20 protein-coding genes are annotated in these 23,072 nt (G+C 42.3%); 11 read left to right on the top strand and 9 right to left on the bottom strand.

The window, feature by feature from the left end; genetic code table 11:
* Positions 1-25 precede the first annotated feature (25 nt).
* A complete protein-coding gene (gene yeiP, locus JIG41_RS02620) occupies positions 26-598 on the bottom strand; it encodes an elongation factor P-like protein YeiP (protein WP_036969970.1) in 573 nt (190 codons plus the stop codon).
* Positions 599-787: 189 nt separating this feature from the next.
* Here yeiP and JIG41_RS02615 point away from each other — a divergent pair, with 189 nt between their 5' ends.
* Positions 788-1,174: an MmcQ/YjbR family DNA-binding protein gene (locus tag JIG41_RS02615; RefSeq protein ID WP_118844102.1), complete on the top strand. Its 387-nt coding sequence runs from the start codon at positions 788-790 to the stop codon at positions 1,172-1,174.
* Between the two features lie 27 nt (positions 1,175-1,201).
* Here JIG41_RS02615 and JIG41_RS02610 read toward each other — a convergent pair whose 3' ends face one another.
* From JIG41_RS02610 to fadI, 3 genes are all read right to left on the bottom strand, one after another.
* On the bottom strand, positions 1,202-1,732 hold the full coding sequence (locus JIG41_RS02610) for a GNAT family N-acetyltransferase (protein ID WP_036969973.1): 531 nt from the start codon (positions 1,730-1,732) through the stop codon (positions 1,202-1,204).
* A gap of 145 nt (positions 1,733-1,877) precedes the next feature.
* Complete coding sequence (fadJ, locus tag JIG41_RS02605) at positions 1,878-4,103, bottom strand: fatty acid oxidation complex subunit alpha FadJ (protein WP_199524215.1); 2,226 nt, start codon at positions 4,101-4,103, stop codon at positions 1,878-1,880.
* Positions 4,103-5,413, bottom strand: a complete 1,311-nt coding sequence (fadI, locus tag JIG41_RS02600; protein ID WP_036969977.1) for an acetyl-CoA C-acyltransferase FadI — start codon at positions 5,411-5,413, stop codon at positions 4,103-4,105. Before fadI ends, fadJ begins: the two co-directional genes overlap by 1 nt.
* Positions 5,414-5,750: 337 nt before the next feature.
* Between fadI and JIG41_RS02595 the strand changes: the two genes are divergently transcribed.
* From JIG41_RS02595 to JIG41_RS02560, 8 genes are all read left to right on the top strand, one after another.
* Positions 5,751-6,707: a MoxR family ATPase gene (locus tag JIG41_RS02595; RefSeq protein ID WP_036969980.1), complete on the top strand. Its 957-nt coding sequence runs from the start codon at positions 5,751-5,753 to the stop codon at positions 6,705-6,707.
* Between the two features lie 3 nt (positions 6,708-6,710).
* Complete coding sequence (locus JIG41_RS02590) at positions 6,711-7,655, top strand: DUF58 domain-containing protein (protein ID WP_036969983.1); 945 nt, start codon at positions 6,711-6,713, stop codon at positions 7,653-7,655.
* A gap of 2 nt (positions 7,656-7,657) precedes the next feature.
* Entirely contained in the window at positions 7,658-8,098 is a 441-nt protein-coding gene (locus JIG41_RS02585) for a DUF4381 domain-containing protein (protein ID WP_074988660.1), read from the top strand.
* Entirely contained in the window at positions 8,091-9,077 is a 987-nt protein-coding gene (locus JIG41_RS02580; RefSeq protein WP_074988661.1) for a VWA domain-containing protein, read from the top strand. The genes JIG41_RS02585 and JIG41_RS02580 overlap by 8 nt, the downstream gene beginning before the upstream one ends.
* 2 nt (positions 9,078-9,079) lie before the next feature.
* The gene (locus JIG41_RS02575) at positions 9,080-10,948 is read left to right on the top strand and encodes a VWA domain-containing protein (RefSeq protein WP_074988662.1); all 1,869 of its coding nucleotides are present in this window, start codon (positions 9,080-9,082) and stop codon (positions 10,946-10,948) included.
* Entirely contained in the window at positions 10,942-12,588 is a 1,647-nt protein-coding gene (locus JIG41_RS02570) for a BatD family protein (protein ID WP_065978769.1), read from the top strand. Before JIG41_RS02575 ends, JIG41_RS02570 begins: the two co-directional genes overlap by 7 nt.
* Before the next feature lie 68 nt (positions 12,589-12,656).
* Complete coding sequence (locus JIG41_RS02565; protein WP_074988664.1) at positions 12,657-13,220, top strand: sigma-70 family RNA polymerase sigma factor; 564 nt, start codon at positions 12,657-12,659, stop codon at positions 13,218-13,220.
* Positions 13,220-13,999: a DUF3379 family protein gene (locus JIG41_RS02560; protein ID WP_180311432.1), complete on the top strand. Its 780-nt coding sequence runs from the start codon at positions 13,220-13,222 to the stop codon at positions 13,997-13,999. The genes JIG41_RS02565 and JIG41_RS02560 overlap by 1 nt, the downstream gene beginning before the upstream one ends.
* A 63-nt stretch (positions 14,000-14,062) precedes the next feature.
* Here JIG41_RS02560 and JIG41_RS02555 read toward each other — a convergent pair whose 3' ends face one another.
* The 4 genes from JIG41_RS02555 to JIG41_RS02540 form a co-directional block, all read right to left on the bottom strand.
* Entirely contained in the window at positions 14,063-15,253 is a 1,191-nt protein-coding gene (locus JIG41_RS02555) for an amino acid aminotransferase (protein WP_036969996.1), read from the bottom strand.
* Positions 15,254-15,326: 73 nt separating this feature from the next.
* Positions 15,327-15,986 (bottom strand): GAF domain-containing protein, encoded by a 660-nt coding sequence (locus JIG41_RS02550; protein WP_074988666.1) that lies wholly within the window; start codon positions 15,984-15,986, stop codon positions 15,327-15,329.
* 45 nt (positions 15,987-16,031) lie between these two features.
* On the bottom strand, positions 16,032-17,702 hold the full coding sequence (locus JIG41_RS02545) for a fused response regulator/phosphatase (protein ID WP_074988667.1): 1,671 nt from the start codon (positions 17,700-17,702) through the stop codon (positions 16,032-16,034).
* A complete protein-coding gene (locus JIG41_RS02540; RefSeq protein ID WP_036970002.1) occupies positions 17,702-18,007 on the bottom strand; it encodes an STAS domain-containing protein in 306 nt (101 codons plus the stop codon). The genes JIG41_RS02545 and JIG41_RS02540 overlap by 1 nt, the downstream gene beginning before the upstream one ends.
* Positions 18,008-18,140: 133 nt before the next feature.
* Between JIG41_RS02540 and JIG41_RS02530 the strand changes: the two genes are divergently transcribed.
* Positions 18,141-18,470: a translation initiation factor gene (locus JIG41_RS02530; RefSeq protein ID WP_036970005.1), complete on the top strand. Its 330-nt coding sequence runs from the start codon at positions 18,141-18,143 to the stop codon at positions 18,468-18,470.
* 11 nt (positions 18,471-18,481) lie between these two features.
* On the opposite strand, the gene JIG41_RS02525 is transcribed toward JIG41_RS02530, so the two are convergent.
* Positions 18,482-21,487, bottom strand: coding sequence for an EAL domain-containing protein (locus tag JIG41_RS02525; RefSeq protein WP_118844097.1), 3,006 nt, complete (start codon positions 21,485-21,487; stop codon positions 18,482-18,484).
* Between the two features lie 333 nt (positions 21,488-21,820).
* On the opposite strand from JIG41_RS02525, the gene JIG41_RS02520 reads away from it, so the two are divergent.
* A complete protein-coding gene (locus JIG41_RS02520) occupies positions 21,821-22,972 on the top strand; it encodes a chorismate mutase (protein ID WP_036970008.1) in 1,152 nt (383 codons plus the stop codon).
* Positions 22,973-23,072 lie beyond the last annotated feature (100 nt).

Genomic DNA, 23,072 nt, shown 5'->3' with positions numbered 1-23,072 from the left:
TCGGCTTTTACAGATGATCTGATAATTATTTTTCTGCTCGACCCATAAACTTATGTTCAGCAGTATTAATACGAATACGATCGCCCGTTGAAATGTGCTCTGGTACTTGAATCGTTAACCCAGTAGTTAAACGCGCAGGCTTCGAGCGTGCACTCGCAGAGGCACCTTTAATCGAAGGGTCAGTTTCTTCAACAACAAGTTCTACACTTGAAGGTAAATCGATACCAACAGGCGCGCCATCAATCACAATGACATGCACACCTTGTGTTTCTTCGTTAACGAATAAAATTTCTTCGCTAATTGCGTCTTTATTAAGGTTGTAAGGCGTGTAATCTTCATTGTCCATGAACACATATTCTTCGCCATCAATATAAGAAAACATTGCTTCACGACGCGTCAAATCAGCAAGCTTTAACATGTCACTGTCTTTAAACGTCTCATCGACTTTACCGCCAGTAACAACATCGTATAAACGCATACGGTATAAGCTACCACCAGCTCGACCTTGCGGCACAGAACGCTGGATATCTTTTACTACTAAAACACGGCCATTGTATTCAATCGCTGCGCCTTTTTTTACTTCACTTGCCTTAGGCATGGGTGTATTCCTATCGTTTTTTGATGACAGAAATTTACCACGTAATGGCTTTTGTTCAATAAAAATTTGCAGTTTTCCATCACCCGCATTATTTATCCTAGTTTTCAGCAAATTATAAAAATAGATATCTCCAAACTTAAAAATTCTGCTATGTTTATAACTACGAAAAATGACTTCAAGGATTGGATCATGAATCAACACACAGTACACGAATATTTAATGAAAAAGCCATTGGTGATGATCACCCAACCATTTGGCCAAGATGTCGATGTTTATAAGGTTAACCATAAAATGTTTGCCACTCTCGTAGAGGGAAAAGAAGGCCAAATTGACGATGAAGGTAACCTTGTTTGGTGGTTAAATTTAAAATGCGATCCTGATGAAGCCCAAGCATTGCGAGATATTTTCCCTTCCGTGGTCCCGGGTTATCACATGAATAAACGTTTATGGAATACCGTTATTTTAGATGGCACAGTACCACAAGGGGAGATTGAACGTATGATTGATAATTCGTTTAATCTAGTGGTCGCAAACATGCCTGAAAAAGACAGAAAAGCGATTGAGATGCACCTTTAACCTCTTCGCTAGTTACATCAGCACTGATCACAGGGTGTGATCAGTGCGATTCAAATAAAAATGATGATCGGTATACAAAATACCCCCTATCATATAAGCATCAGGCTGTTTTTCAATTAACTGAAAACCACATTTCTCCAGCACTTTTTCTGAACCGACATTGCCCTCAGTGACCACGGCTTTAAATTCACAAACGCGGTGTTCGCGAATAGCATAATCAAGCACCGCTTTTAATGACTCAGTAGCATAACCACGGCCATGAAAGTTTGGCAGTAGCAAATAGCCTACTTCTTGGCTATTTGGCACAGTGGATGACGTAAACCCTGTCACCCCGACTTCTTTGCCCGTGCAGGTTTCGACTATCACCAAACACAACGGCGTATTGCCACCTGGTGACCAAGGCTTTAAGCGTTCATTAAACTTAGCGCGTACGTGTGCTTCAGAGGGTTTATCAAAGCACTTTTCAATCACATCAATATCGTTGTGTAATGCATAAAATAATGGCCAGTCATCGGCATTTAAAGGTCTTAAAGTTAATCGCGCAGTGGTGAGAGTCATGGTGATTAGTCGTTTGCTAAATAAAGTCTGTTATAGCAAATCACTCCCCTACTTTAAATACAACTTATAGCCAATACAGCAACAAAAAAGCCCTGTTCAATAGGAACAGGGCTTTTAGTATAAAGTCACTCGTTAACTACGCAGCTTAACTTTTAGTTGTTTCAGCATTTGGCTCTTCTAAGGCTTGCTCATCTTCAACCACTTCTTTCGTTACTTCGACAGGGTCTAGGTGTGATTCCTGTTGTTCAACAACAGACTCTTCAGCACTTTGATAAAAACGCCCCTTATTCTCAGCCATTGCCTTTAATGTATCGCATGGCGTAAAAATAGGGTTATAGTTTGCAAATGTTGCCATTTCAGAGCTCACTTGCGCCGCCCCTAGCTTATCCATATAGCTAAATGGGCCGCCTAAGAACGGTGGGAAGCCGATACCAAAAATAGCCCCAATATCCCCGTCACGTGGGCTGGCAATAATGCCATCATCTAAACAACGTACCGCTTCATTTAGCATTTGTGCCACACAGCGTTTGGCTATTTCGCTTTTATTTAGACGTGGCGAAGGAGTCACACCCAATAACTCGTAAACTGACTCATCCACTTTTTTATCTTTCTTGTCGTAAAGATAAAAACCACGTCCCGTTTTACGACCTAAACGTTTAGAATCAATTAAACGATTAAAGGCATCAGGGGCTTTAAAACGCTCACCCAATTCTTTTTCTAAAATTGGCGCAATTTTAGAGCCAATATCAATGCCAACTTCATCAAGTAAAGCTAATGGACCCACAGGGAAACCAAACTCAACAAGCGCTTGGTCAATCTTCTCAATAGGTTCACCCGCAAGCAGTAAATTAGCCGCTTCGTTTACATACGGCGCTAAAATACGGTTTACGTAAAAACCCGCCATGTCTTTCACCACAATCGGCGTTTTACCTTGCTTACGAGCAAAATTAACAACGCGCGCAATGGTGTCTTCAGACGTGCCAGCGTGAGGAATTATTTCAACCAATGGCATTTTTTCTACAGGTGAGAAGTAGTGCAATCCTATTACATTCTCTGGGCGTGCAGCATTAGCGGCAATGTGTGCAATCGGTAATGACGATGTATTACTTGCAAAAATCGTGGTGTCTTGGCACTCACGCTCAACATCGGCCACCATACCTTGCTTAAGTGCCAAATCTTCAAACACAGCTTCAATAACAATATCAATGTGTTTAAAGCCGCTGTAATCTGTCGTGCCTGTAATACGGCTCATGGTTTGTTGCAGCTCGGCTTTTGATAAAATACGGCGCTTTTGCTTTTTGTCTAAAATCTTGTAGCTGTAGTTCATTGCATTACTAATGCCCTTTTCAGCCACATCTTTAATACGCACAGGCACACCCGCTTTAACAGCACTTACGTGGGCAATACCCGCGCCCATCAATCCGCCGCCAAGAACTGCGGCTTTACTAATGGCTGGTGCGTCATCATTACGCCACTCTTTTTTCATTTCAGTGGTTGCAAAGAAAATACCACGCAACGCTTTAGACTCGTCGCTCATAACAAGCGTTGCAAAGCCTTCTGCTTCTGTTTTGTATGCTTTTAATTGATCAAGTTCAACACTCGCACGCACGGCTTTAATAATTGCTAAAGGCGCAGGGTAATGACCGCCTGTTTTCTTAAGCACATTTTCTTGGGCTTTTTTGAAAATAATATTGCGGCCAAACGGGTTTGACTCTAACAATTGGCTCAAACGGTCTAATTTAGGCTTGCTTACTTTCGCTTTCCCTTTAAGGGCAAACTCTTTTGCAACTTCAAGTAATACACTGTGCGGAACACAATCATTTACCAAGCCTGTTTTTTTCGCTTGTTTTGCACGTACTTGTTTACCTGTTAGCATCCATTCGAGCGCTTTTTGCAGGCCAACTAATTTAGGTAAGCGCTGAGTACCCCCACCCCCAGGTAATAAGCCTAGTTGTACTTCGGGTAAACCCAGCTTCGTGATGTCGCTGTCTGAACAGACACGATAATCACACGCTAATGCAAACTCTAATCCCCCACCAAGCGCCGCACCATGAATGGCACTGACTGTTGGGAATGGTAGTTTTTTCATATCGAAAAACGCTTGCTGACACATCTCGCTCAGCGCTAATGCATCTTCACGACTGTTTGCACTATCAAGCATTTTAATGTCGGCACCGGCAATAAAGTTATCGCTTTTACCACTAATAAATACCATGCCTTTAACAGCTTGTTGTTGTGCGTCTTTTAAGAGTGTTTTTAAATCTTCTGCGAAACTACTGCGCAGGGTGTTCATTTTTTCACCCGGCACATCAATTATCACAACGCCAACACCGTCATCACCTACCGATAAACTAAATACTGAATCTGTCATTACGCACTCTCCAATACAAAGGCTGCACCTAAGCCACCCGCTGCACAGGCAGTCGTTAAAGCAAGGCCGCCACCGCGACGATTAAGTTCATGTAAGCTTTGCGTGATCAGGCGCGCACCTGTTGCCGCAAATGGGTGACCGTAAGCAAGTGAGCCACCTAACACATTGAACTTGTCCATGTTAATTTCGCCGATCGCTTTGCTGCGACCCAGCTTTTCTTGGGCAAACTTATCTGATGCAAACATTTTCATATTTGCCAGTGTTTGCGCTGCAAATGCTTCGTGCATTTCAATTAAATCTAAATCAGCTAATGTGATGCCCGCACGGTCAAGCGCGATGGGTGTTGAATGGGCTGGGCCCATAAGCATGTCTTCGTGCACACCGATTGCCGAAAACGCAAAACTACGGACATAGCCTAAAATATTGTAACCCAGTGCTTTTGCTTTGCTTTCGCTCATCATAAGCACCGCAGCGGCCCCATCAGTTAATGGCGTTGAGTTTGCCGCCGTCACTGAACCGTGTTGACGGTCGAAGGCTGGTTTTAATTTAGCGTAACCTTCAATACTTGAGTTATGACGAATATTGTTATCTTGCTCGATGAAGCTCTTATACGGTGCAACGTGTGCCGTCATCACTTCGTCTTTTAATTTACCGTCGGCCCATGCTTGGCTCGCAAGCGTGTGTGAACGGTGTGCAAGTGCATCTTGGTCAGCACGGCTAATGTTATGCGTTTTAGCCATTTGCTCAGCTGTTTGACCCATAGATAAACCTGTAGAGTATTCCGCAACGGCTGGCGGTACCGGCATTAAGTCTTTTAAACGCAATTTAGAGAATATTTTTAAACGCTGCCCGAACGTACGCGCCTTGTTTAAATCAACTAAGCTGCCCGCTAATTTTTTGCTCACACCGATTGGTAATACAGACGATGAATCAGCACCGCCAGCAATACCAACCTGCACAGACCCCGCCATAATTGACTCGGCTACGTTGGCAATTGCTTGGAAACTTGTTGCACACGCACGTGATACCGAATACGCATCAACAGAGACAGGCATACCGGTACCAAGCACTATTTCGCGGGCAATATTAGGGGCTTCTGGCATTTGCACTACTTGCCCAAATACCAATTGATCAATTTCAGATTTATCGAAGTTAAGGCGCTCAAGCATTTCGTTGACAACTAACTTGCCCATATCAAGGGCTGGTACATGATGGAATGCTGTGGCTTGTTTTGCGAATGGCGTTCGTAAGCCGCTAACGATAGCGATACGATCGCCCTTTGCTGTTTTAAGTATGTTTTGCTCAGACATTTATGCTCTCCCGCTGACAGGTCTGACCTGTTTGTTTTTCCTGATTCTAAAACAACCCGTGTATGAATGCCAATAGTAAGTTACCAACCATAGGCTTTTTTCGACCTATTTACAAAAAATAGCACCATTTATATGCTAGGCTAAAAATCCTTAAAAAATAACGAACTATTTTAGGATTTTCTGTCTAACACTTGTGTTATGACTTTTGAATCCTTATAACTTGTTGATAGCGCCCCAATCACAGTATCGCTTGGATAATTTATCGGCACTGAATAGTGTTTATTGGCGCTTCACAAAAATGAACTTTGACTCACGCTTTTAGGACAGTCTTTTTATTATGGCAGTTAACGCATTTTCACAATTAAAATCATACTTAGACACGCAAATTATCGGCCAACCTCAATTAACTCAAGCACTGTTAATCGCTATTTTAGCGGATGGTCATTTATTGGTTGAGGGCCCGCCAGGACTTGCTAAAACGCGTGCTGTTAACGCGCTAGCTAAAGGCGTTGAAGGCAGTTTCCAACGGGTTCAATTTACCCCTGACTTGTTGCCAGCAGATGTCACAGGCACCGATATCTATCGTCAGCAAACAAGCGAATTCGTCTTTGAAAAAGGGCCGTTATTCCATAACCTGATTTTGGCTGATGAAATTAACCGTGCTCCTGCAAAAGTGCAGTCTGCATTGCTCGAAGCGATGGCAGAACGCCAAGTAACCGTTGGCAAAAACACTTACCCGTTGTCAGACTTGTTTATGGTGATGGCAACGCAAAACCCATTAGAGCAAGAAGGGACTTACCCTCTGCCAGAAGCACAACTAGACCGCTTTTTATTACACTTAAGCATTGATTACCCGGGCGCTGAGCATGAGCTTGATATTTTGCGTCTGACGCGTGGCGAAGCAATTTCTGATAAACAAGCGAGTACAGAGCAAATTAGCCAAAGCGAATTATTTGCCGCCCGAAAAGCAATTTTAGGCTTATACCTTGCTGAACCGCTTGAAAAGTACTTAGTGCAATTAATTGTTGCAACCCGTGAAGCATCAGAACTTGATGAACAACTTGGCCGCTGGATTGAATACGGTGCCAGTCCGCGTGCCACAATCGCGCTTGATAAATGTGCCCGTGCACATGCATGGCTTGAAGGTCGCGACTTTGTTGCCCCCGATGATATCCAAGCGGTTCTTCACAATGTGTTACGTCATCGCATCATTTTGAGCTACGAAGCCCAAGCCGATGGTATTAGTAAGGATGACGTTATCAGTCGCATCCTAGAATTGGTTGCAGTGCCATAAACTATGTCTAGCCAATTTGATACAGCGGCGTGGTTAGCTGCAAGTCATAGTCAAGGCGTTAATTTATCACTCAAAGAGTTGATGTATTACAAAGCTAAGGCTCGCTTGCTTGAACTTGCGCCCAAAGTAAAAATCAAAAACAGCTTAGCTGGGCAATATCTTGCGCCTCATAAGGGGCGTGGGATGGAATTTGCCGAAGTGCGCCATTACCAAGCTGGTGATGATATACGCTCTATCGACTGGCGTGTAACAGCACGTACTGGCGAAACCCACACAAAGCTGTTTCAAGAAGAAAAAGAGCGTCCTGTTTTTGTCTTTACTGACTTTTCAAACTCGATGCTATTTGGCTCTCGGTTATTATTAAAGTCGGTGCAAGCTGCGCATATCAGTGCGCTGGTAGCATGGTCGGCCTGCCAACGAGGTGACCGCATAGGTGGTTTGGTGTTCAACCAACACAGCCATCATGAGCTAAAACCTACATCACGTGAAAAAGCAGTATTAAAGCTTTGCCATAATTTATGCGATATTCACAGCAACGCACTTAACAATATCGACAAAACAGCTTCCAGCTTATTCAGCGATAATCTCAAACGATTAAATCACTTAGCAAAGCCAGGAAGCCTTGTGTATATTGTCTCAGACTTTAATGCTCTTGATGAAGCAAGCTTTAAACAGCTTGAAATGCTCAGTAGACACTGCGAACTAATTGGTTGTCATATCAGTGACCCGTTTGAGCATCAGCTGCCGGCATTTAAGCAAACCGTCACTGTGTCTGCTAATGGCCAAGATTTAGCCCTACCATTAATGGACAAACAATTCCGTGAACGCTTCGCAAAATCAGCCGAGCACTCTTTTACTCAAAGACTAAAACGCTTACAGAAATCGGGGCTGAGTTTAATTTCATTCAGTGCAGCCACACCGCTTGAGCTGCAATTAGTGAGAAAGTAACAATGCAAACAAATCCGCTCGATGGCTTACATGATGTCATTGCACCCGCAGAGGTTGCGTGGTGGCCACTTGCGCCTATTTGGTGGCTAATAATCTCAATAGTCTGTGTGCTTTTGATTATTGGCTTGGTGCAGTTATATAAAAATAACCAATTTAAAAAAGCCAAAAAACAGGCTATTGAACTAAGTCGCACACTCGCAGATGACGACGTGCAGGCGCTGCATATCATTTTAAAACGCTTAACACGTCACTACTACACAGAACAATTAGCTGCTCAGCCTGTGGCACAATGGTCACAGAGTTTGTCACAGCTTAGCGGCGACACCTTTAGCTATGATGAATTAATGCAACTTTATCAACCAGACAATAACCATGCCGAGCTGGGTGTAAAATTACGCCATGCCATCAATAATTTTAAACTCAAGGAGTCTATTAATGTTTGAGTTTAGCTGGCCATGGTGCTTTATTTTATTACCTTTACCTTGGTTATTAAGCCGCTTAAAGCCGCTAAAGCAACAAGGTAACTTGCGTTTGCGTATCCCTGGATTTGCTAAGTTAGGCCTTAATAATCAAGCCGCACAAGACCACGGCCGCAAGGTATCGATAGTCGAGTGGATAATTTGGGCGCTATTGGTTATCGCTATTGCCAATCCAACATGGCTTGATGAACCAATTACCTTACCAAATGAAGGCCGCGATATCATGCTGGCAGTTGATTTATCAGGTTCGATGACAGAGCAAGATATGGCGTATCAAGGACAATATGTTGATCGACTGACCATGGTAAAAGCGGTACTCAGTGACTTTATAGAGCAACGCCAAGGCGACCGCTTAGGACTGATCTTATTTGGTGATACCGCCTTTTTACAAACCCCACTAACCCGCGATGTAAAAACAGTAAGCCAAATGCTCAGCGAAGCCCAAATTGGGTTAGTTGGCCGTGCCACAGCGATTGGTGATGCTTTAGGGCTGTCGGTAAAACGGTTTGCCAATAAAGACGAAAGTAACCGTATTGTGGTGTTGTTAACAGATGGCCAAAACACTGCTGGCAACCTTGACCCTGATGACGCGCTGTTACTTGCCCGTGAAGAGGGAATAAAAGTGTACACCATAGGCGTAGGTTCCGATAACCCTCGCGGTTTTAGCTTATTTAACATGGGCGGAATGAGTGGTGGTAATCTAGATGAAGGCTTACTAAAACGCATTGCAGAACAAACCGGTGGTCTCTACTTTAGAGCGAAGGATGTCGCAGGGCTTCAGCAAATCTATAAAGAGCTCGATAAACTGGAGCCTATCAGCAGTGATGAACAAACATTCCGCCCGCAAGTCTCCTTGTTTTATTTACCCTTACTTGCAGCGTTGGGCATTATTGCACTTGCCTTGCTTGTTAATTTTATTCGCCAATTTAAACGGGAGGTCTAAGCATGGATTTTGAGTTTATTCGCCCTACCCTACTTTGGTTATTGCTGCCTGCATTGATTATTTTTAGCGTGCTATTTGTACGAAATAAAAAGCATGCTCCAGCTGATTTAATTGCACCGCACCTTGCACAATTTGTTATGAACGAAAGTCACAACAAACAAAAACAACCACTCTGGTTGGTGGCGCTATTTACCCTGCTTGCGATTGTTTTTTCGGCCGGCCCAAGCTTTGAGAAAAAACAGGTGCCCGTGTTTCAAGCAAAAAATGCACGCGTTATCGTCATGGATATGTCGTACTCAATGTTCAGTACCGACATAGCCCCCAGCCGATTAGTACAAGCGCGTTTTAAAGCACTTGATATGATTGAGCTATTTAAAGAGGGTGATACTGCACTTGTGGCCTATGCGGGGTCAGCATTTACTATTTCGCCTTTAACTAATGACGCCAGCACGTTAGCGAATCTGATTCCAAGTTTGAGTCCAGATATTATGCCAAGCAAAGGGTCAAACGTGATTGATGGCCTTGAAAAAGCCGATGATTTACTAAAGCAAGCCGGGTATTTAGACGGTGACATTATTTTGGTAACCGATGGCATTGATCAACTCGATCACGATGATATTAGTCGCTTTACTGCTCAATCGAGCTACCGCTTAAATGTCTACGGCGTTGGCACAGAACAAGGCGCCCCCATTAAGTTACCTGAAGGCGGCTTTTTGAAAGACTCACAGGGGCAAATCGTCATTCCCACTCTTAATATCAGCCGCTTAACAGCAATTGCTCGTAACAGTGGCGGCAAATTTGCGTTATATCAAACCAGTAACCAAGACATAAAAGCCTTCGCCCCCAGCGCCAACGCAGAGCGTCTCAAAGACGAAAAACAAAGCCAAACGTTATGGCGTATCGATGCAGGTATTTATGGCTTACTGATTTTAATGCCACTGGCACTCTTTTTAATCCGGAGCAGCAGCCTAGTGCTTGGTTTTATGTTTATTATGCTACTACCACAACAGCAGATACACGCCGCAGAGTTACCAGCAGTGTTTAAAAACCAAGATCAACGCGCTTTGGATGCTTATCAGCAAAAGCAGTTTGATCAGGCCGTTAATACAGATAACACCCAGCTAAAAGGAGCCGCACTTTATCAGCAAGGTAATTACCAAGCTGCGGTTGATGCTTTTAGCCAAGATAAGTCTGCAACAGGCCTTTATAACTACGGTAATGCTCTGGCTAAAGCTGGGCAGCTAGAACAAGCCATTGATGCCTATAAGCAAGCCCAACAGTTACAAGATGATTTTACTGAGGCACAAGAAAATCAAGCACTTGTTGAGCAGTTATTAAATCAACAACAGCAACAACAAGATCAACAGCAAAATTCTGACCAACAAAACAAGGATGGTCAGCAAGACGACCAGCAAAAGCAACAAGGCGATAATTCGCAGCAAGGTGAAAACAGCGAACAGAGCGAGCAACAAGAAGGTGAACAACCCTCTGAGCAAGATAAACAATCGGATCAGAAAGGTGAGCAAAGCGAGTCAAATAGCGAGCAAAAAAATAAACCTGAAATGCAATCTGAATCAGCGCAACCATCCGACTCTGGTGAACAAAAGCCTGAGCAAACACCCGAGCAAAAAGACGCGCAGCCAGAGCCGATGCAAAGTGATGAACAAGCTAAAAAAGAAGCTGAACAACAAGCTATGCAGGCACAAGCGGCTGAACTAACAAATGAAGAAAAAGAGAAAGCCCAGCAACTGAATCAGTTGCTGCGTAAAGTTCCTGATGATCCCGCTATCTTATTAAGAAATAAAATGCAGTTAGAAGCACAAAAACGAAACTATCAACGTCGTCCACGAGGAGCCGAAAAATCATGGTAATGCGATTATTATGTTGTTTATTGCTAATCGCGGCAGCGCCGCTTTGGGCCGCCACCCAACTACAGGCCAGTGTTGATAAAAACCCCGTCCTTGCGGGCGAATTTTTTATCCTCACTATTTCTGCAGACGACACGATTAACAGTGAACAACCCGACACGTCTGTATTATTAAAAGACTTTGTCGTTGGGCCAACCAGTGTGAGCTCACGCACAAACATTATTAACGGCGAAATTAGTAAACAAACTAATTGGTCTGTAAAACTCATGACGCGTAAGGAAGGCACCTACACTATTCCTGCTTTTACGGTGGCAGGTGTAAGTTCAAAACCAATTCAACTTAGCGTTTCTAAACGCAGCCAATCGTCAGAGCAAAATAAAGATGCGTTTATAAAAACCAGTCTCAAGCCAAACAACTTATATGTTCAAGAAGCAGGTGTTTACACAGTTAAACTGTACTTAGACAATAACAAAGAACTGCTCGATGGTAACCTAACGACACCAGTCATGGCAGACGCTGAACTAACCCCTATTAACAAGCAATCAGAAAGCTATGAACTGATTGACGGTAAACGGTATTTAGTGATCACCCGTGAATACTTAGTACAACCACAAAAAAGTGGCATTCACACCATAACAGCCCCTGTGTTTAATGGCCGTATTCGTCAAAACTATCGCCAAATGGAAATCTCTGCGATGGGCGAAGATATTGACGCAGAAATCAAACCGATTCCTGATAACTACTCTGGTGCTTGGTTGCCAAGTGAGCTGGTTAACCTTGATGAGCAATGGCAACCAAAAGATGACACTGTAGAAGTTGGCACCCCGATTACGCGCACCATTACTTTAACGGCACTGGGCGTGACTAAAGAGCAGCTTCCTGATATCGATATGCCGCAAGTGCAAGGTTTTAGAAGCTACCCTGACGAAAAAGAGAACAATCACCTTGTTCGCGATGGCCGCGTCATTTCTCAGCAAACAGCCTCTTATGCTTTATTACCGCAAACCCCGGGAACGTATACACTGCCCGAAATCAAGCTGCCTTGGTTCAACACTAAAATTAATCGTATAAGCTATGCAACAATCCCAGCACGCTCGATTACCGTCGTACCAAGCACTAACCCGCTCACGCCACCTCAAGCAGCTGTTACAGCGCCTACAGAGCAAGCAGCCACGCCTAGCTTAAATAACAGCACACCTGCTGTCGTTACTCAGTTAAGTACGCCAACTTGGCTGATAATTATTGCCGTTGCCGGTTACATACTGTGGTTAGTGACACTGGTGCTGTATTTTAAAAAACGCCCTCAATCAACAGGAGAGTCAACGCACACTTCAGCGACGACTTCATCCTCATTACCCGAGCTTAAAAAGTTAGCTAAGCAAGGTAAATACACTGCGTTTTATAGTGCATTAAGTCGCTATGCAAAACACCACACAGGAAAAACAACGGGGGCTTTAGACTCACTGCTAGCCACACTAAACGATGAATCATTAAACTCTGAAATTGCCAAATTACGTGCAAAACTCTATAGTTCATCGCATGAAAAACCTGATTTAGTGCTGATTGTTAATCAGCTTAACCAGGCTGAAAAACACCCTAAATCGGCGGCGCAAAATCAGACATTGAAAAATCTTTACGATTAAAATCAATTAATAGTAATAAAATAATGAAAAATAACAGCTAATCTTGAGGTTAGCTGTTATTAAAAATAATGAATAATATCAGAAATTTTTTTTCTGATAGGCAGGTCTTAATTACTATGACAGAAAAACAGAAGCGATATGAAGCGCTGGTTCATATCTACCACAGTGAGCTTTTTCGCTTTGCATATTGGTTGTGTCGTGATCAAAGTGTTGCCGAAGACTTAGTGCAGGAAACCTTCCTGAGAGCTTGGCGTGCCTTGGATTCGCTTCAAGATCAGCACGCGGTTAAACCCTGGCTTTTAACCATACTAAGGCGCGAAAACGCCCGTCGTTTTGAGCGTAAACAATTTGACTACGCCGACGTTGAAAACGAGACGCTAGTAGATGAAAGAAGCACAACCTTAGACGCTGAAATGGAACAAACAGTGATCCAACGACAGATCGGAAAGTTAGCAGATGAATATCGAGAACCATTACTCTTACAAGTTGTAATGGGGTGTTCTGGCGATGAGATTGCCGAGATCCTCGATTTAAATAAAAATACCGTTATGACACGTCTTTTTCGTGCCAGAAACCAGCTTAAAGAGGCTTTAAGCAGTGATGATGACCAACTTAGAGGAGCATCAAAGTAATGGATGAACTCGAGTTTCGCCGCCGCATCCTCGCCGAACCAAGCACGATTGATAAGGACCTTGAAACGTTTGCCGAGCAGGACACAGAAAAACACGCATTTATTAATGATGTGCGAGCACTTGATGATGAAATTCACAGCGCATTAAATGTACCCGTGCCCGAAAACCTTGCCGCACGCATTATTGAAAACACCTATGCCGCTGAGGAGCAGCGTGCTGAAGAGCAAACGGCTGAGGAGCAAACGGCTGAGCAACCACTTGACACAATTATTGAGGCAAAATCTCGATTCGCCTTTAAGCGCCTTTATTTAGTCGCAGCAGCGTCGTTTTTGATTGCCGTAAGTATTTTCTTTGTCACCAACAAACAACATACTCTCTACAGTGTCGGTGAACATGCTTTTGCACATTTATACCATGAGATTGGATCGCTTGATAAACACGAGGCAATTGATCTTGCCTATGTGAACAAAAAGTTTGCCACGATCGGCGGGCACTTAGATGAGCTACCAGGTAAAGTAACGTACCTTACGTTTTGTGATTTCCAAGGTAAAAAAGGCCTGCATTTAGTATTTGAATCTGATTTTGGCCCAATGACAGTTTTTATTGTCCCATCTGATGAACAGCCCTTTGGCACTGGCGCTGAAGATTTCAGCGACGAACGCTTTGCTGGACATATAAACCGAGGTGAGCGAGCAGATACAATACTCATTGCCAGTATCGGCGCACCGCTTGATAGCTATAACAGTATGCTCAACAGTGCCATTCGCTGGCTACATTAGCGAAACAGCAGATAGAAAAAAACCGCACGTTGTGCGGTTTTTTTTTTGACATACATTAATGTCTTATTTGCATACATCAGCAACTGCGTTAGCAAAGTAGTCAATGTTTGTATCACTGATACCAGCAACATTTACTCGGCTAGAGCCAACAATGTAAATTGAATAGTCTTTTTGTAAACGATCAATTTGCTCTTTATTGATGCCTAAGAAAGAGAACATCCCGTTTTGACGGTCAATAAATGAGAAGTCTTGCGCAATGCCTTTCGCTGCGAGGCTTTCTTTAATTAGAGTACGTAAACCATTAATACGGTTACGCATTTCATCAAGCTCATCATGCCACATTTGTGTCAGTTCAGTGCTGCTTAAAATAGTGCTTACAATATCAGCACCGTGAGCAGGAGGCATTGAGTAAATACTACGCACAACGCTTAATAGCACAGAATTTGACACATCGGCCGTTGCCGCATCTTTGGCGATGATAGAACATGCACCAATACGCTCACGGTATAAGCCAAAGTTTTTCGAGCAAGAAGAACAAATGATCATCTCATCGACGGCTGCTGCTAACTTACGTAAGCCTGCAGCATCTTCTTCTAAGCTTGAACCAAACCCTTGGTAAGCGATATCGATAAGAGGTGTAAAACCAACTTCGACAGCAAGGTCTGCAACCGTGCTCCATTGTTCTGCATTTAAATCCATACCACTTGGGTTATGACAACATGCATGGAATAACACAACATCACCCTTTGGCACTTGCTTTAAGGTATTGATCATCTCATCGAATAACAGGTCTTTATTCTCGTAATCGTAATAAGGGTATTCTTTAACTGTTAAACCAGCCGCTTCAAATAGGCTAATGTGGTTTGCCCATGTTGGTGTTGTTACCCACACTGTCGCGTCTTTGTTACAACGCTTGATAAATTCAGCCGCAACGCGAAGCGCACCTGTACCACCGGGTGCTTGTGCTGTGCGTACACGGTTTGCTAATAGTGCTGGATGCTCGCCCAGTAATAAGTTTTCCATTTTTTGGCAGTAATCTAAGTTACCCGCCAAGCCAATGTACGATTTACTGGTTTCGTTTTCTAAACGAAACGCTTCCGCTTTTTTAACCGCTTTAAGTACAGGCGTATTGCCTTGCTCATCCTTATAAACACCGACACCCAAATCAATTTTATTTGGATTTGTGTCTTGTTTAAAGGCCGCCATTAGGCCAAGAATAGGGTCTGTTGGTAATGGTTTTAATTCTGAGAACATTGACTATCTCTTTTTATAGGGGTTAGCGTTGCCACTAGCTTAACATAAAAACCCAGCCTAATTACTAGTTAAATTAGACCAAGAGTTGAGGAATTTTGATACAGCAAGCCACCAGTAAAGCAAGGGTTTGCTTATCAAAGAAATCATTATTAAATGCTTCAGCATCAATAATACCTAAGCACTCATTTTGTTGTGAAAGTAGCGGCAAACATGTCTCTGCTTTCACGTTGGGATCACACGTATAATATTCACCGCCCTTGGCAAGGTAATCAGCAACATTGTTAATAACTCGGCCACGCTTAGATAACGCGACTTGCACATTGTTACTGCCTTTAGCAAAGGCCTCTGTTATAGGAAACAAAGGACGACTTGGGGCACCATGGTAAACTAATTTTAATAACTGCTTACCTTCATCCGTTGCTGTCGCTTGATAAATACCAAACCAGTCCACCTGAGTTTTTTCAACAACAAAATCAATAATTTGTTGTAGTTTTGCCAGCTTAGCAGTGTTCTCTGCGTTATTAGCGACATAATCACTCAGCTTGAATGGCTCATCCTGTAAATAACCAAACAGACTACAGGCACCACCTTCACCTAATTCAGGGATTTGATACTGCCAGCGTACTTCTGGTAACTCTGCATCTGCTAGGTATTGTTCTAGATACGATAATTGCTCAGCAACAAGGTTTTCTGGTAAATCAAGCTGCGCAATTGATAAGTAAGTTGAAATCATTTAGCCATCCAAACATCTATAATGGCAGAATCATAACATGCGTTGTTAGTGTGAGCTAGTGCTTGATGAGGATAATTGATAACAAATTTCGACTTGGTTCCCAGCGGCATTAAATGAAATATGAGAGGCTATTTCACCTAGTAAACTTAACCCCCTACCATGCTCTCGCATTAAGCTTTGATCTGAGGCATGTGCCTTAGCAAAGCCATTTCCAGAATCACACACCGTAAAATACAACGCTAAGTTATCTGGGCAATAACGAATATCAATAATAATTAAAGCGTCGCTTAGAGTGGCAAGTGCGGTGTCTCTTTCTTGGTAATAAACTAAAAAACCATCTTCTTGATTTTTAATCTCAGAATCTAAACCTAACACCCCATGATCTAAAGCATTATTGTATGCCTCAGACAATATTAAAAATATATTTGCGCGATGCGCGTTCAAGCCCGCTACTTGGGTGAGCACATCCACAACCTCTAACACCGGATCTGTGCTTTTTATTTGCTTTGAATTCAGGCTCAAAGAAAAGTTAAACGGTAAAGGAGAAAAAGGCTCTGCCGCTTGTTCTGGTTCAGGAACAGGTAAACAATTTAATAGCACTAAACTCAAATCGTCTTGTTGTTCGTTACCTTGCGCAAATTTATTTACCCGCTCTAACACCTGCGCTGTTGTAATGTTTTCTTTTGAACACAAGGCTTCTTTAAAACGCGTCTCGCTAAAAAAATCACCTTGAGGATTGGCCGTTTCAATAATGCCATCGGTAGCCATCACAACGCGTGAGGTTGGCTCGACTTCGATATGTATTAGACCGCGTTCAAATTCATCTCCCTCAAGTATTCCCAGTGCCATATGCTGGGACTCTAAGGTACGTGTAATTTCGCCTTTATCGTTAATGATATAGGTGTCAGGTAAGCCGCCAAGCCACGCAGATAAACTGCGTCCAGAATGGCTAAGCTCTAATATTGTCGCAGCACAGAACATGTGCCCAGGTAATAAATTAGCCAAAACAGCATTAATTTCAGCAGCAATATCACTCACTGACATGCCTTTACTCACCATGGTATAAAACACTCGTGATACTGGCAGGGCCCCAACTGCAGCCGCTAAGCCATGGCCGGTAAAATCCCCAAGCATGCAATATAAACTGCCTATGGGACTTTGCGCGACGAGAAACATGTCACCATTAAACATGGCAGCGGGTGAAAGATGAAAATCGAGGTGTTGCGTAAATAGCTTTTGATTTTCTAACGCATTATTAAAGATATGCTCAACGATTTCGTGTTCGCGTTCAACTTGATTTTGGTGATACTCAAGTTGTAAATTTTGTTCTCGCGCCTTTTGGCTTAAGTTTCTTATTCGGCTGTGCGCCTTAATTTTTGCGTTTAAAATCACTTCTTGAAACGGCTTATGAAGAAAATCATCTCCGCCTACCGCTAAACAACGTTCAAAACTGGCTTCGTCTTCAAGCGACGTAATAAAAATAATGGGGAGATAAACTTGGCTAAAACGCTCTTTTATTATTGCAGCTGTTTCAAAGCCATCCATAACCGGCATAATGACATCAAGTAGCACAATATCAATACTGTGCTCTGCCAGTAATTTTAGCGCCATCAAGCCATTTTCAGCGTTATAAACTCGATAGCCTTGTTGCTCTAACATCACGGTTAACATGCGACGATTTAGAGCAAGATCGTCAACAACCAGGATATTAAGCATTAATCAATGTCGAACTTTTTATCGAAACGAGAAATTTGCAGAATCTTTTTTAGCTGCGGCTGACAATTACTAATTTGAATATTATCAACTTTTCCCGTAAGGTTTTTTTTCATATTTAGTAACATACCCAGCGCAGAGCTATCCATGTAATCAGTTTCTCTTAAATCGATTACAATCTTATTTATGTTATCGCTTAAGTCAGCGTATGCCTGACGAAAAGATTGCACCAGATTAAAATCAAACTTTCCTTTGATTTGTACAGTTAAAATAGCGCCATCAGCAGAAGTGCTGCGCGTCAAACTCATAATAAACTCCTAATAAACAAATCTTTTCTAAGACATATCTAAATATAACTGCTTAGAAGAAATAAGCCAAAAATTAAAACACTTAAGAGGAAATTTGTTATCATTTAGGCAAGCTTTTATAACGAGTATCACTATGAGCGATAATAATCTAGTTTATTCAACAGCCACTGGACGCATTGAGCAACCTAAAGAAACAAAGCCTTTGCAAAGTAAGGTGTTTAAAGATGGCTTCCTTCGCATTGAACGTCAAACCAAAGGACGTAAAGGCAAAGGTGTCATGCTTGTTGTTGGCATTGACGCTGAACAACATGATCTTAAAAAGCTCGCCAAAACCATTAAAAGTAAAATGGGCCAAGGCGGTGCAGTAAAAGACGGTATTATTGAGGTTCAAGGCGACGACCGAGAAAAGCTTAAAGCGATTCTCGAAGCGCTCAAATTTAAAGTTAAAATCGCAGGGGGCTAAAAAGCCCCCTTTTAATTAACGTCTTCTATATGGCTCAAGCGCTCAAAAAGTGCTGGCAGCTGCGCTTCGGACACCGGCTTACTGTAATAGTAACCCTGTACAATATAGCAGTTGTTGTTTTGTAAAAACTCAACTTGCTCTATCGTTTCGACACCTTCAGCAACAACATTAAGCTTTAACTTTTGCGCCATAGCAATAATCGCCGCGGTGATTTCCATGTCATTGGTATCCTCAGGGATATCTTTTACAAATGAGCGGTCGACTTTGAGAATATCAACAGGAAAACGTTTCAAGTAACTCAGCGATGAATAACCTGTGCCAAAATCGTCAATAGAGATTGATACGCCCAATGCTTTAAGCTGATGCAACTGCAAAATTGCCGCTTCAACATGCCCCATCAACATACTTTCAGTTAATTCTAAATGAAGTCGCTTAGGCTCAACCCCTGTTTGTTTAATGATCTTATCGAGTGTCGAAACCAAATTAGCGTCTTTAAACTGGCGTGCCGATAAGTTGATTGAAATATTATTTTTTAGGTTTTTACTCGCTAAACGCGCAGCAAACTCACACGCTTCTTGAAGAACCCACGCCCCTAATTCAACAATTAAACCGGTTGCCTCTGCAATCGGAATAAACTTAGTCGGTGGGATCATGCCTTCTTTAGGGTGGAACCAACGAATAAGCGCTTCATAGCCAACCACTTGCTGATTTCGGCTATCAACTTGAGGTTGATAATAAACCTCAAACTGACGCTCACGAATGCCATTACGTAGCTCATTTTCAATGAACAACCGCTCATTCGCAGCGGCGTTTAATTCTTGGCTGTAGAAGTGGAAAGTATTTCGTCCTTTTGCTTTCGCCTCATACATAGCCAAATCGGCATGTTTAAGTAATTGATCTTCTTCTTGGCTATCAAATGGTGCCATTGTAATGCCTATACTCGCACTGATAATCACTTCATTATTACCAAGTTTGATTGGCTCATTGAGCGTTCTTTGAATCGTATTTGCCACTTCCATTGCATGTGTTTGATGCTCAATACCACTTAACAGTACGGCAAATTCATCGCCTCCGAGTCGGGCAATCGTATCTTCTGTGCGTAAACGTTTTTTCAAACGGTTAGCCACTTCGACCAATAACTGATCACCAGCATCGTGACCTAAAGTGTCGTTAATTCGCTTAAATTCATCTAGGTCAAAATAAAATAACGCAAACGCATAATGTCCACGCTCTGCAAGCGCCATCGATTTACGTAGTTGCATTCTAAAGAACGTTCGGTTGGCAAGTCCGGTTAGTGTATCGAAATAAGCTAACTGCTCCATCTTACGTTGGCTTTCTTTTACAAACGAAATATCCTGCGCTGATGCAACATAACTGGTAATTTTTCCGCCATCTTCACGAATCGGCGAAATACTTAATGACACCCATACAGATTGGCGCTCATTGGCTTGTAACAGTGTATCGCCACGCCAATAATTTCGGCTTCTTAAATCAACATCTATGTCGTCAACCAAAATGGCCATTTCTTGCGATATGATGCTCATTAAAGGCGAGCCAATAAAGTAGCGCTCTTCAAACCCAGTCATCTCAACCATTTTCGGATTGACGTACTCAATTTCAAAATCTTGGTTGGTGATGACAACACCGGTTCCAGAGAATGCCACCGCTTTTGATAATCGGTTAGCCGCTTTTTCGGCAATTTCTTTTTCACTGATACGCTGATTTAAACCATCAATTAGCTTTCTGATTTCTATCGCCATATCTTTAAATGAGCCATTGAGGGTGCCAATCTCATCTTTATTTGCGTACGGAAACTCTGTTTGCAATTGCCCTTTGCCAAAGCTGACAACGGCATTAACTAACGAGTGGATACGGCGCAGAACAAGCTGGTAAAGCGCTTGATGTAACAACAGTGCGACTAAGATGGCATATAAAATAAACAGTCCAAAAAACTTAACTTTTAACTCTTCTAAGGCAGACAACGCCGAAGAACGCTTTTTATAAATACCAATGTACCAGTTAAGGCCTTCTACTTTACGAATATTGATAATGTGTGTTTCGCCGCCTTGCACAAATGAATTTGCAGATTCAGGTAATTTAGAACGAATAGTCTCTGAGACGAGCGTTTGTAAATCCGCATTAACAAAGTCTTTTGTCAGTAGTTTTTTACCTTCGCGACCATATTCTTCTAATGTCGATTTATCTAAATCGGGATGCGCAAGTAACTGTCCTTTTGCATCAAACACAAATAAATGTTGCTCGCGATCACCAATTGGTAATTGAGCAAGTAAGGTTTCTAGCGCAATATCACTGCCTGTGACACCAAAAAATTCATTATTGTGGTAAACCGGAACCAATACACTCACCACCCATTTATGCCAAATGGTGTCGTAGTAAACTTTTGACCACACTGCTTCTCGGCTTGGGTTTAATGCTTCTTGTGCGTAGTTAAATGTTTCGCCTTTTGTAAAATCAAACTCAGCAGGTACATTGAGTGCCCAGTTTGGCGGCGCGATACGTATAAAGTTATCTTTACTGACTAAATAAAAATTAAAGAAATCTTGAATAAGTGTCGGTGACACTATTTTCCATAATGACTCGGAATCGTTAATCAGCCTTTTATAAAAAGCGGAATAGTTATCTTGAGGAATAAAAGCGGCGGAGAGTCCATCTGCAGACGTACTGCGTATGCTGCCATCAACAGCAAATTTAATATCGGCATTGTGATTACTTTGCAAGTGAGACTCGTTAAGTAATAACTGGCTAGTAACGACATTATTCGCTTGTTCAGCAATATTTGTTTTTGTTTTTATCAAGCCGTTAAATTGACGACTTAAGCGTTCACTCGAATGCTTTAAAAGTTCGTGTTCTTCAAAAACGAGCTGTTTTTCTTCTGATTTAAGCATTAATGCCGCTGCACAAATACCCGCAATTAAACAAATTGCAGAAATCAGCAGCGATAGCTTCATACTTAACGAATTCACACCAAAACGAGATGGCGGGCGTCGATACACCACAGGACTACCTTATTAATAATTGTTATTATTTATTATCCAAAAACAAATATACCAGATTCATTTTTAGATTTATAAATTTTTTATGAAGATTGATGAATTTTCATAACTAATCCATGTGTTTTGCAAATTCCTTCGATATGCTGTTGACTTTATAAACGACACTTCTTACATTAACTGGATGAAACACATTATTTCTCGCACTTATTTTTCGTTTTTTAGCTTCTTTAGATAGAGGAGGCTTAACTGTTTGCGAGATAAATTCACCGAATAGCTAAAGCCTCCCTCTTGGGAGGCTTTTTTGTTTGTGCACTGTTTTGGAATGAGGAAACCAACATGAGCAACGATGCATTAAATGCGTTACGACACGATATCAATGAAATAGATTCCGATTTATTAGTATTACTCGCAAAACGACGACGTATTAGTCACAGTGTTGTTGAATATAAAATTGCTAACAATAAACCGATTCGCGATGAAGCCCGCGAACAAGCATTGCTTGAAAAGCTAATAAGCTATGGAAAGTCGCTGGGGTTAGACGCCTACTACATCAATAATGTGTTCCAGACTATTTTGGAAGACTCCGTATTAAATCAACAGGCCATGTTACAAAAAAGCCTGAACCCAGATGCAATGAGCGAAACGCATCGTGTGGCATATTTAGGTGGTCAGGGCTCATACAGCCAATTAGCATGTCATAAATACTTTAGCCGCCGCCCGGGTAAAGTCATAGAAATAGGCTGCTCGAGCTTTGAGCAAATCACGGGGAAAGTTGAAAATGGCCAAGCCGACTTTGGCTTGTTGCCGATTGAAAACACAAGTTCGGGCAGTATCAATGAAGTCTTTGATTTATTACAACACGCCCAAGTTTCTATTGTAGGTGAAGTTACTCACAGTGTTGAGCATTGTTTACTTGCAATACCGGGCACTGAGCTTTCACACATCAATAAAATATATGCGCATCCACAACCTTTCGCACAGTGCAGTCGTTTTGTGCAAGGGCTCGGTGATATCCAACATGAAACCTGTGATTCGACATTTCACGCGCTACAATCCGCAGTTGAGAACCCGAATAGTGCGGCCATTGGCTCTGCTCAGGCGGGTAAAAATGTTGGCCTCGAGGTTGTTAAGTCTGGACTTGCAAACCAAAGTGAAAACCACAGCCGCTTTATTGTTGTTGCACGTAAACCATTGCAAGTCTCTAAACAAATCCCCACTAAAACAAGTTTGATTATGGCAACTAAACAGCAAGCAGGTTCGCTTGCAGATGCCTTGATGATATTTAAACACCATCAAATTAACCTTGTAAAACTAGAGTCTCGACCAGTGCCAGGAAATCCATGGGAAGAAGTGTTTTACGTTGATTTAGAAGCAAACCTAGATGATGCACATGTAAAACAAGCGCTAGAAGAGCTAAAAGAGCATACCCAATACACACGCGTACTGGGTTGTTATCAAAGTGAATCTCTACAAGCTGTGAGTGTTTAACCTTCATTCATACACATATAGTAAAGGAGCCGTTGGCTCCTTTACTATTTATCTGCGTTGTTTTTACGAATATTCATCGCAGGCACTTGCACCCTGCGCA

The sequence above is a fragment of the Pseudoalteromonas sp. bablab_jr011 genome, from assembly GCF_016464045.1.
Lineage (GTDB): Bacteria > Pseudomonadota > Gammaproteobacteria > Enterobacterales > Alteromonadaceae > Pseudoalteromonas > Pseudoalteromonas lipolytica.
Note: the sequence above shows the minus strand (reverse complement) of the source record. Positions and strands in the feature narration are given on the sequence as shown.

Bases quoted from the DNA above. Each gene is read 5' to 3' on its own strand.
- yeiP (WP_036969970.1), bottom strand. From the start codon at position 598: ATGCCTAAGGCAAGTGAAGTAAAAAAAGGCGCAGCGATTGAATACAAT.
- JIG41_RS02615 (WP_118844102.1), top strand. From the start codon at position 788: ATGAATCAACACACAGTACACGAATATTTAATGAAAAAGCCATTGGTG.
- JIG41_RS02610 (WP_036969973.1), bottom strand. From the start codon at position 1,732: ATGACTCTCACCACTGCGCGATTAACTTTAAGACCTTTAAATGCCGAT.
- fadJ (WP_199524215.1), bottom strand. From the start codon at position 4,103: ATGACAGATTCAGTATTTAGTTTATCGGTAGGTGATGACGGTGTTGGC.
- fadI (WP_036969977.1), bottom strand. From the start codon at position 5,413: ATGTCTGAGCAAAACATACTTAAAACAGCAAAGGGCGATCGTATCGCT.
- JIG41_RS02595 (WP_036969980.1), top strand. From the start codon at position 5,751: ATGGCAGTTAACGCATTTTCACAATTAAAATCATACTTAGACACGCAA.
- JIG41_RS02590 (WP_036969983.1), top strand. From the start codon at position 6,711: ATGTCTAGCCAATTTGATACAGCGGCGTGGTTAGCTGCAAGTCATAGT.
- JIG41_RS02585 (WP_074988660.1), top strand. From the start codon at position 7,658: ATGCAAACAAATCCGCTCGATGGCTTACATGATGTCATTGCACCCGCA.
- JIG41_RS02580 (WP_074988661.1), top strand. From the start codon at position 8,091: ATGTTTGAGTTTAGCTGGCCATGGTGCTTTATTTTATTACCTTTACCT.
- JIG41_RS02575 (WP_074988662.1), top strand. From the start codon at position 9,080: ATGGATTTTGAGTTTATTCGCCCTACCCTACTTTGGTTATTGCTGCCT.
- JIG41_RS02570 (WP_065978769.1), top strand. From the start codon at position 10,942: ATGGTAATGCGATTATTATGTTGTTTATTGCTAATCGCGGCAGCGCCG.
- JIG41_RS02565 (WP_074988664.1), top strand. From the start codon at position 12,657: ATGAATAATATCAGAAATTTTTTTTCTGATAGGCAGGTCTTAATTACT.
- JIG41_RS02560 (WP_180311432.1), top strand. From the start codon at position 13,220: ATGGATGAACTCGAGTTTCGCCGCCGCATCCTCGCCGAACCAAGCACG.
- JIG41_RS02555 (WP_036969996.1), bottom strand. From the start codon at position 15,253: ATGTTCTCAGAATTAAAACCATTACCAACAGACCCTATTCTTGGCCTA.
- JIG41_RS02550 (WP_074988666.1), bottom strand. From the start codon at position 15,986: ATGATTTCAACTTACTTATCAATTGCGCAGCTTGATTTACCAGAAAAC.
- JIG41_RS02545 (WP_074988667.1), bottom strand. From the start codon at position 17,702: ATGCTTAATATCCTGGTTGTTGACGATCTTGCTCTAAATCGTCGCATG.
- JIG41_RS02540 (WP_036970002.1), bottom strand. From the start codon at position 18,007: ATGAGTTTGACGCGCAGCACTTCTGCTGATGGCGCTATTTTAACTGTA.
- JIG41_RS02530 (WP_036970005.1), top strand. From the start codon at position 18,141: ATGAGCGATAATAATCTAGTTTATTCAACAGCCACTGGACGCATTGAG.
- JIG41_RS02520 (WP_036970008.1), top strand. From the start codon at position 21,821: ATGAGCAACGATGCATTAAATGCGTTACGACACGATATCAATGAAATA.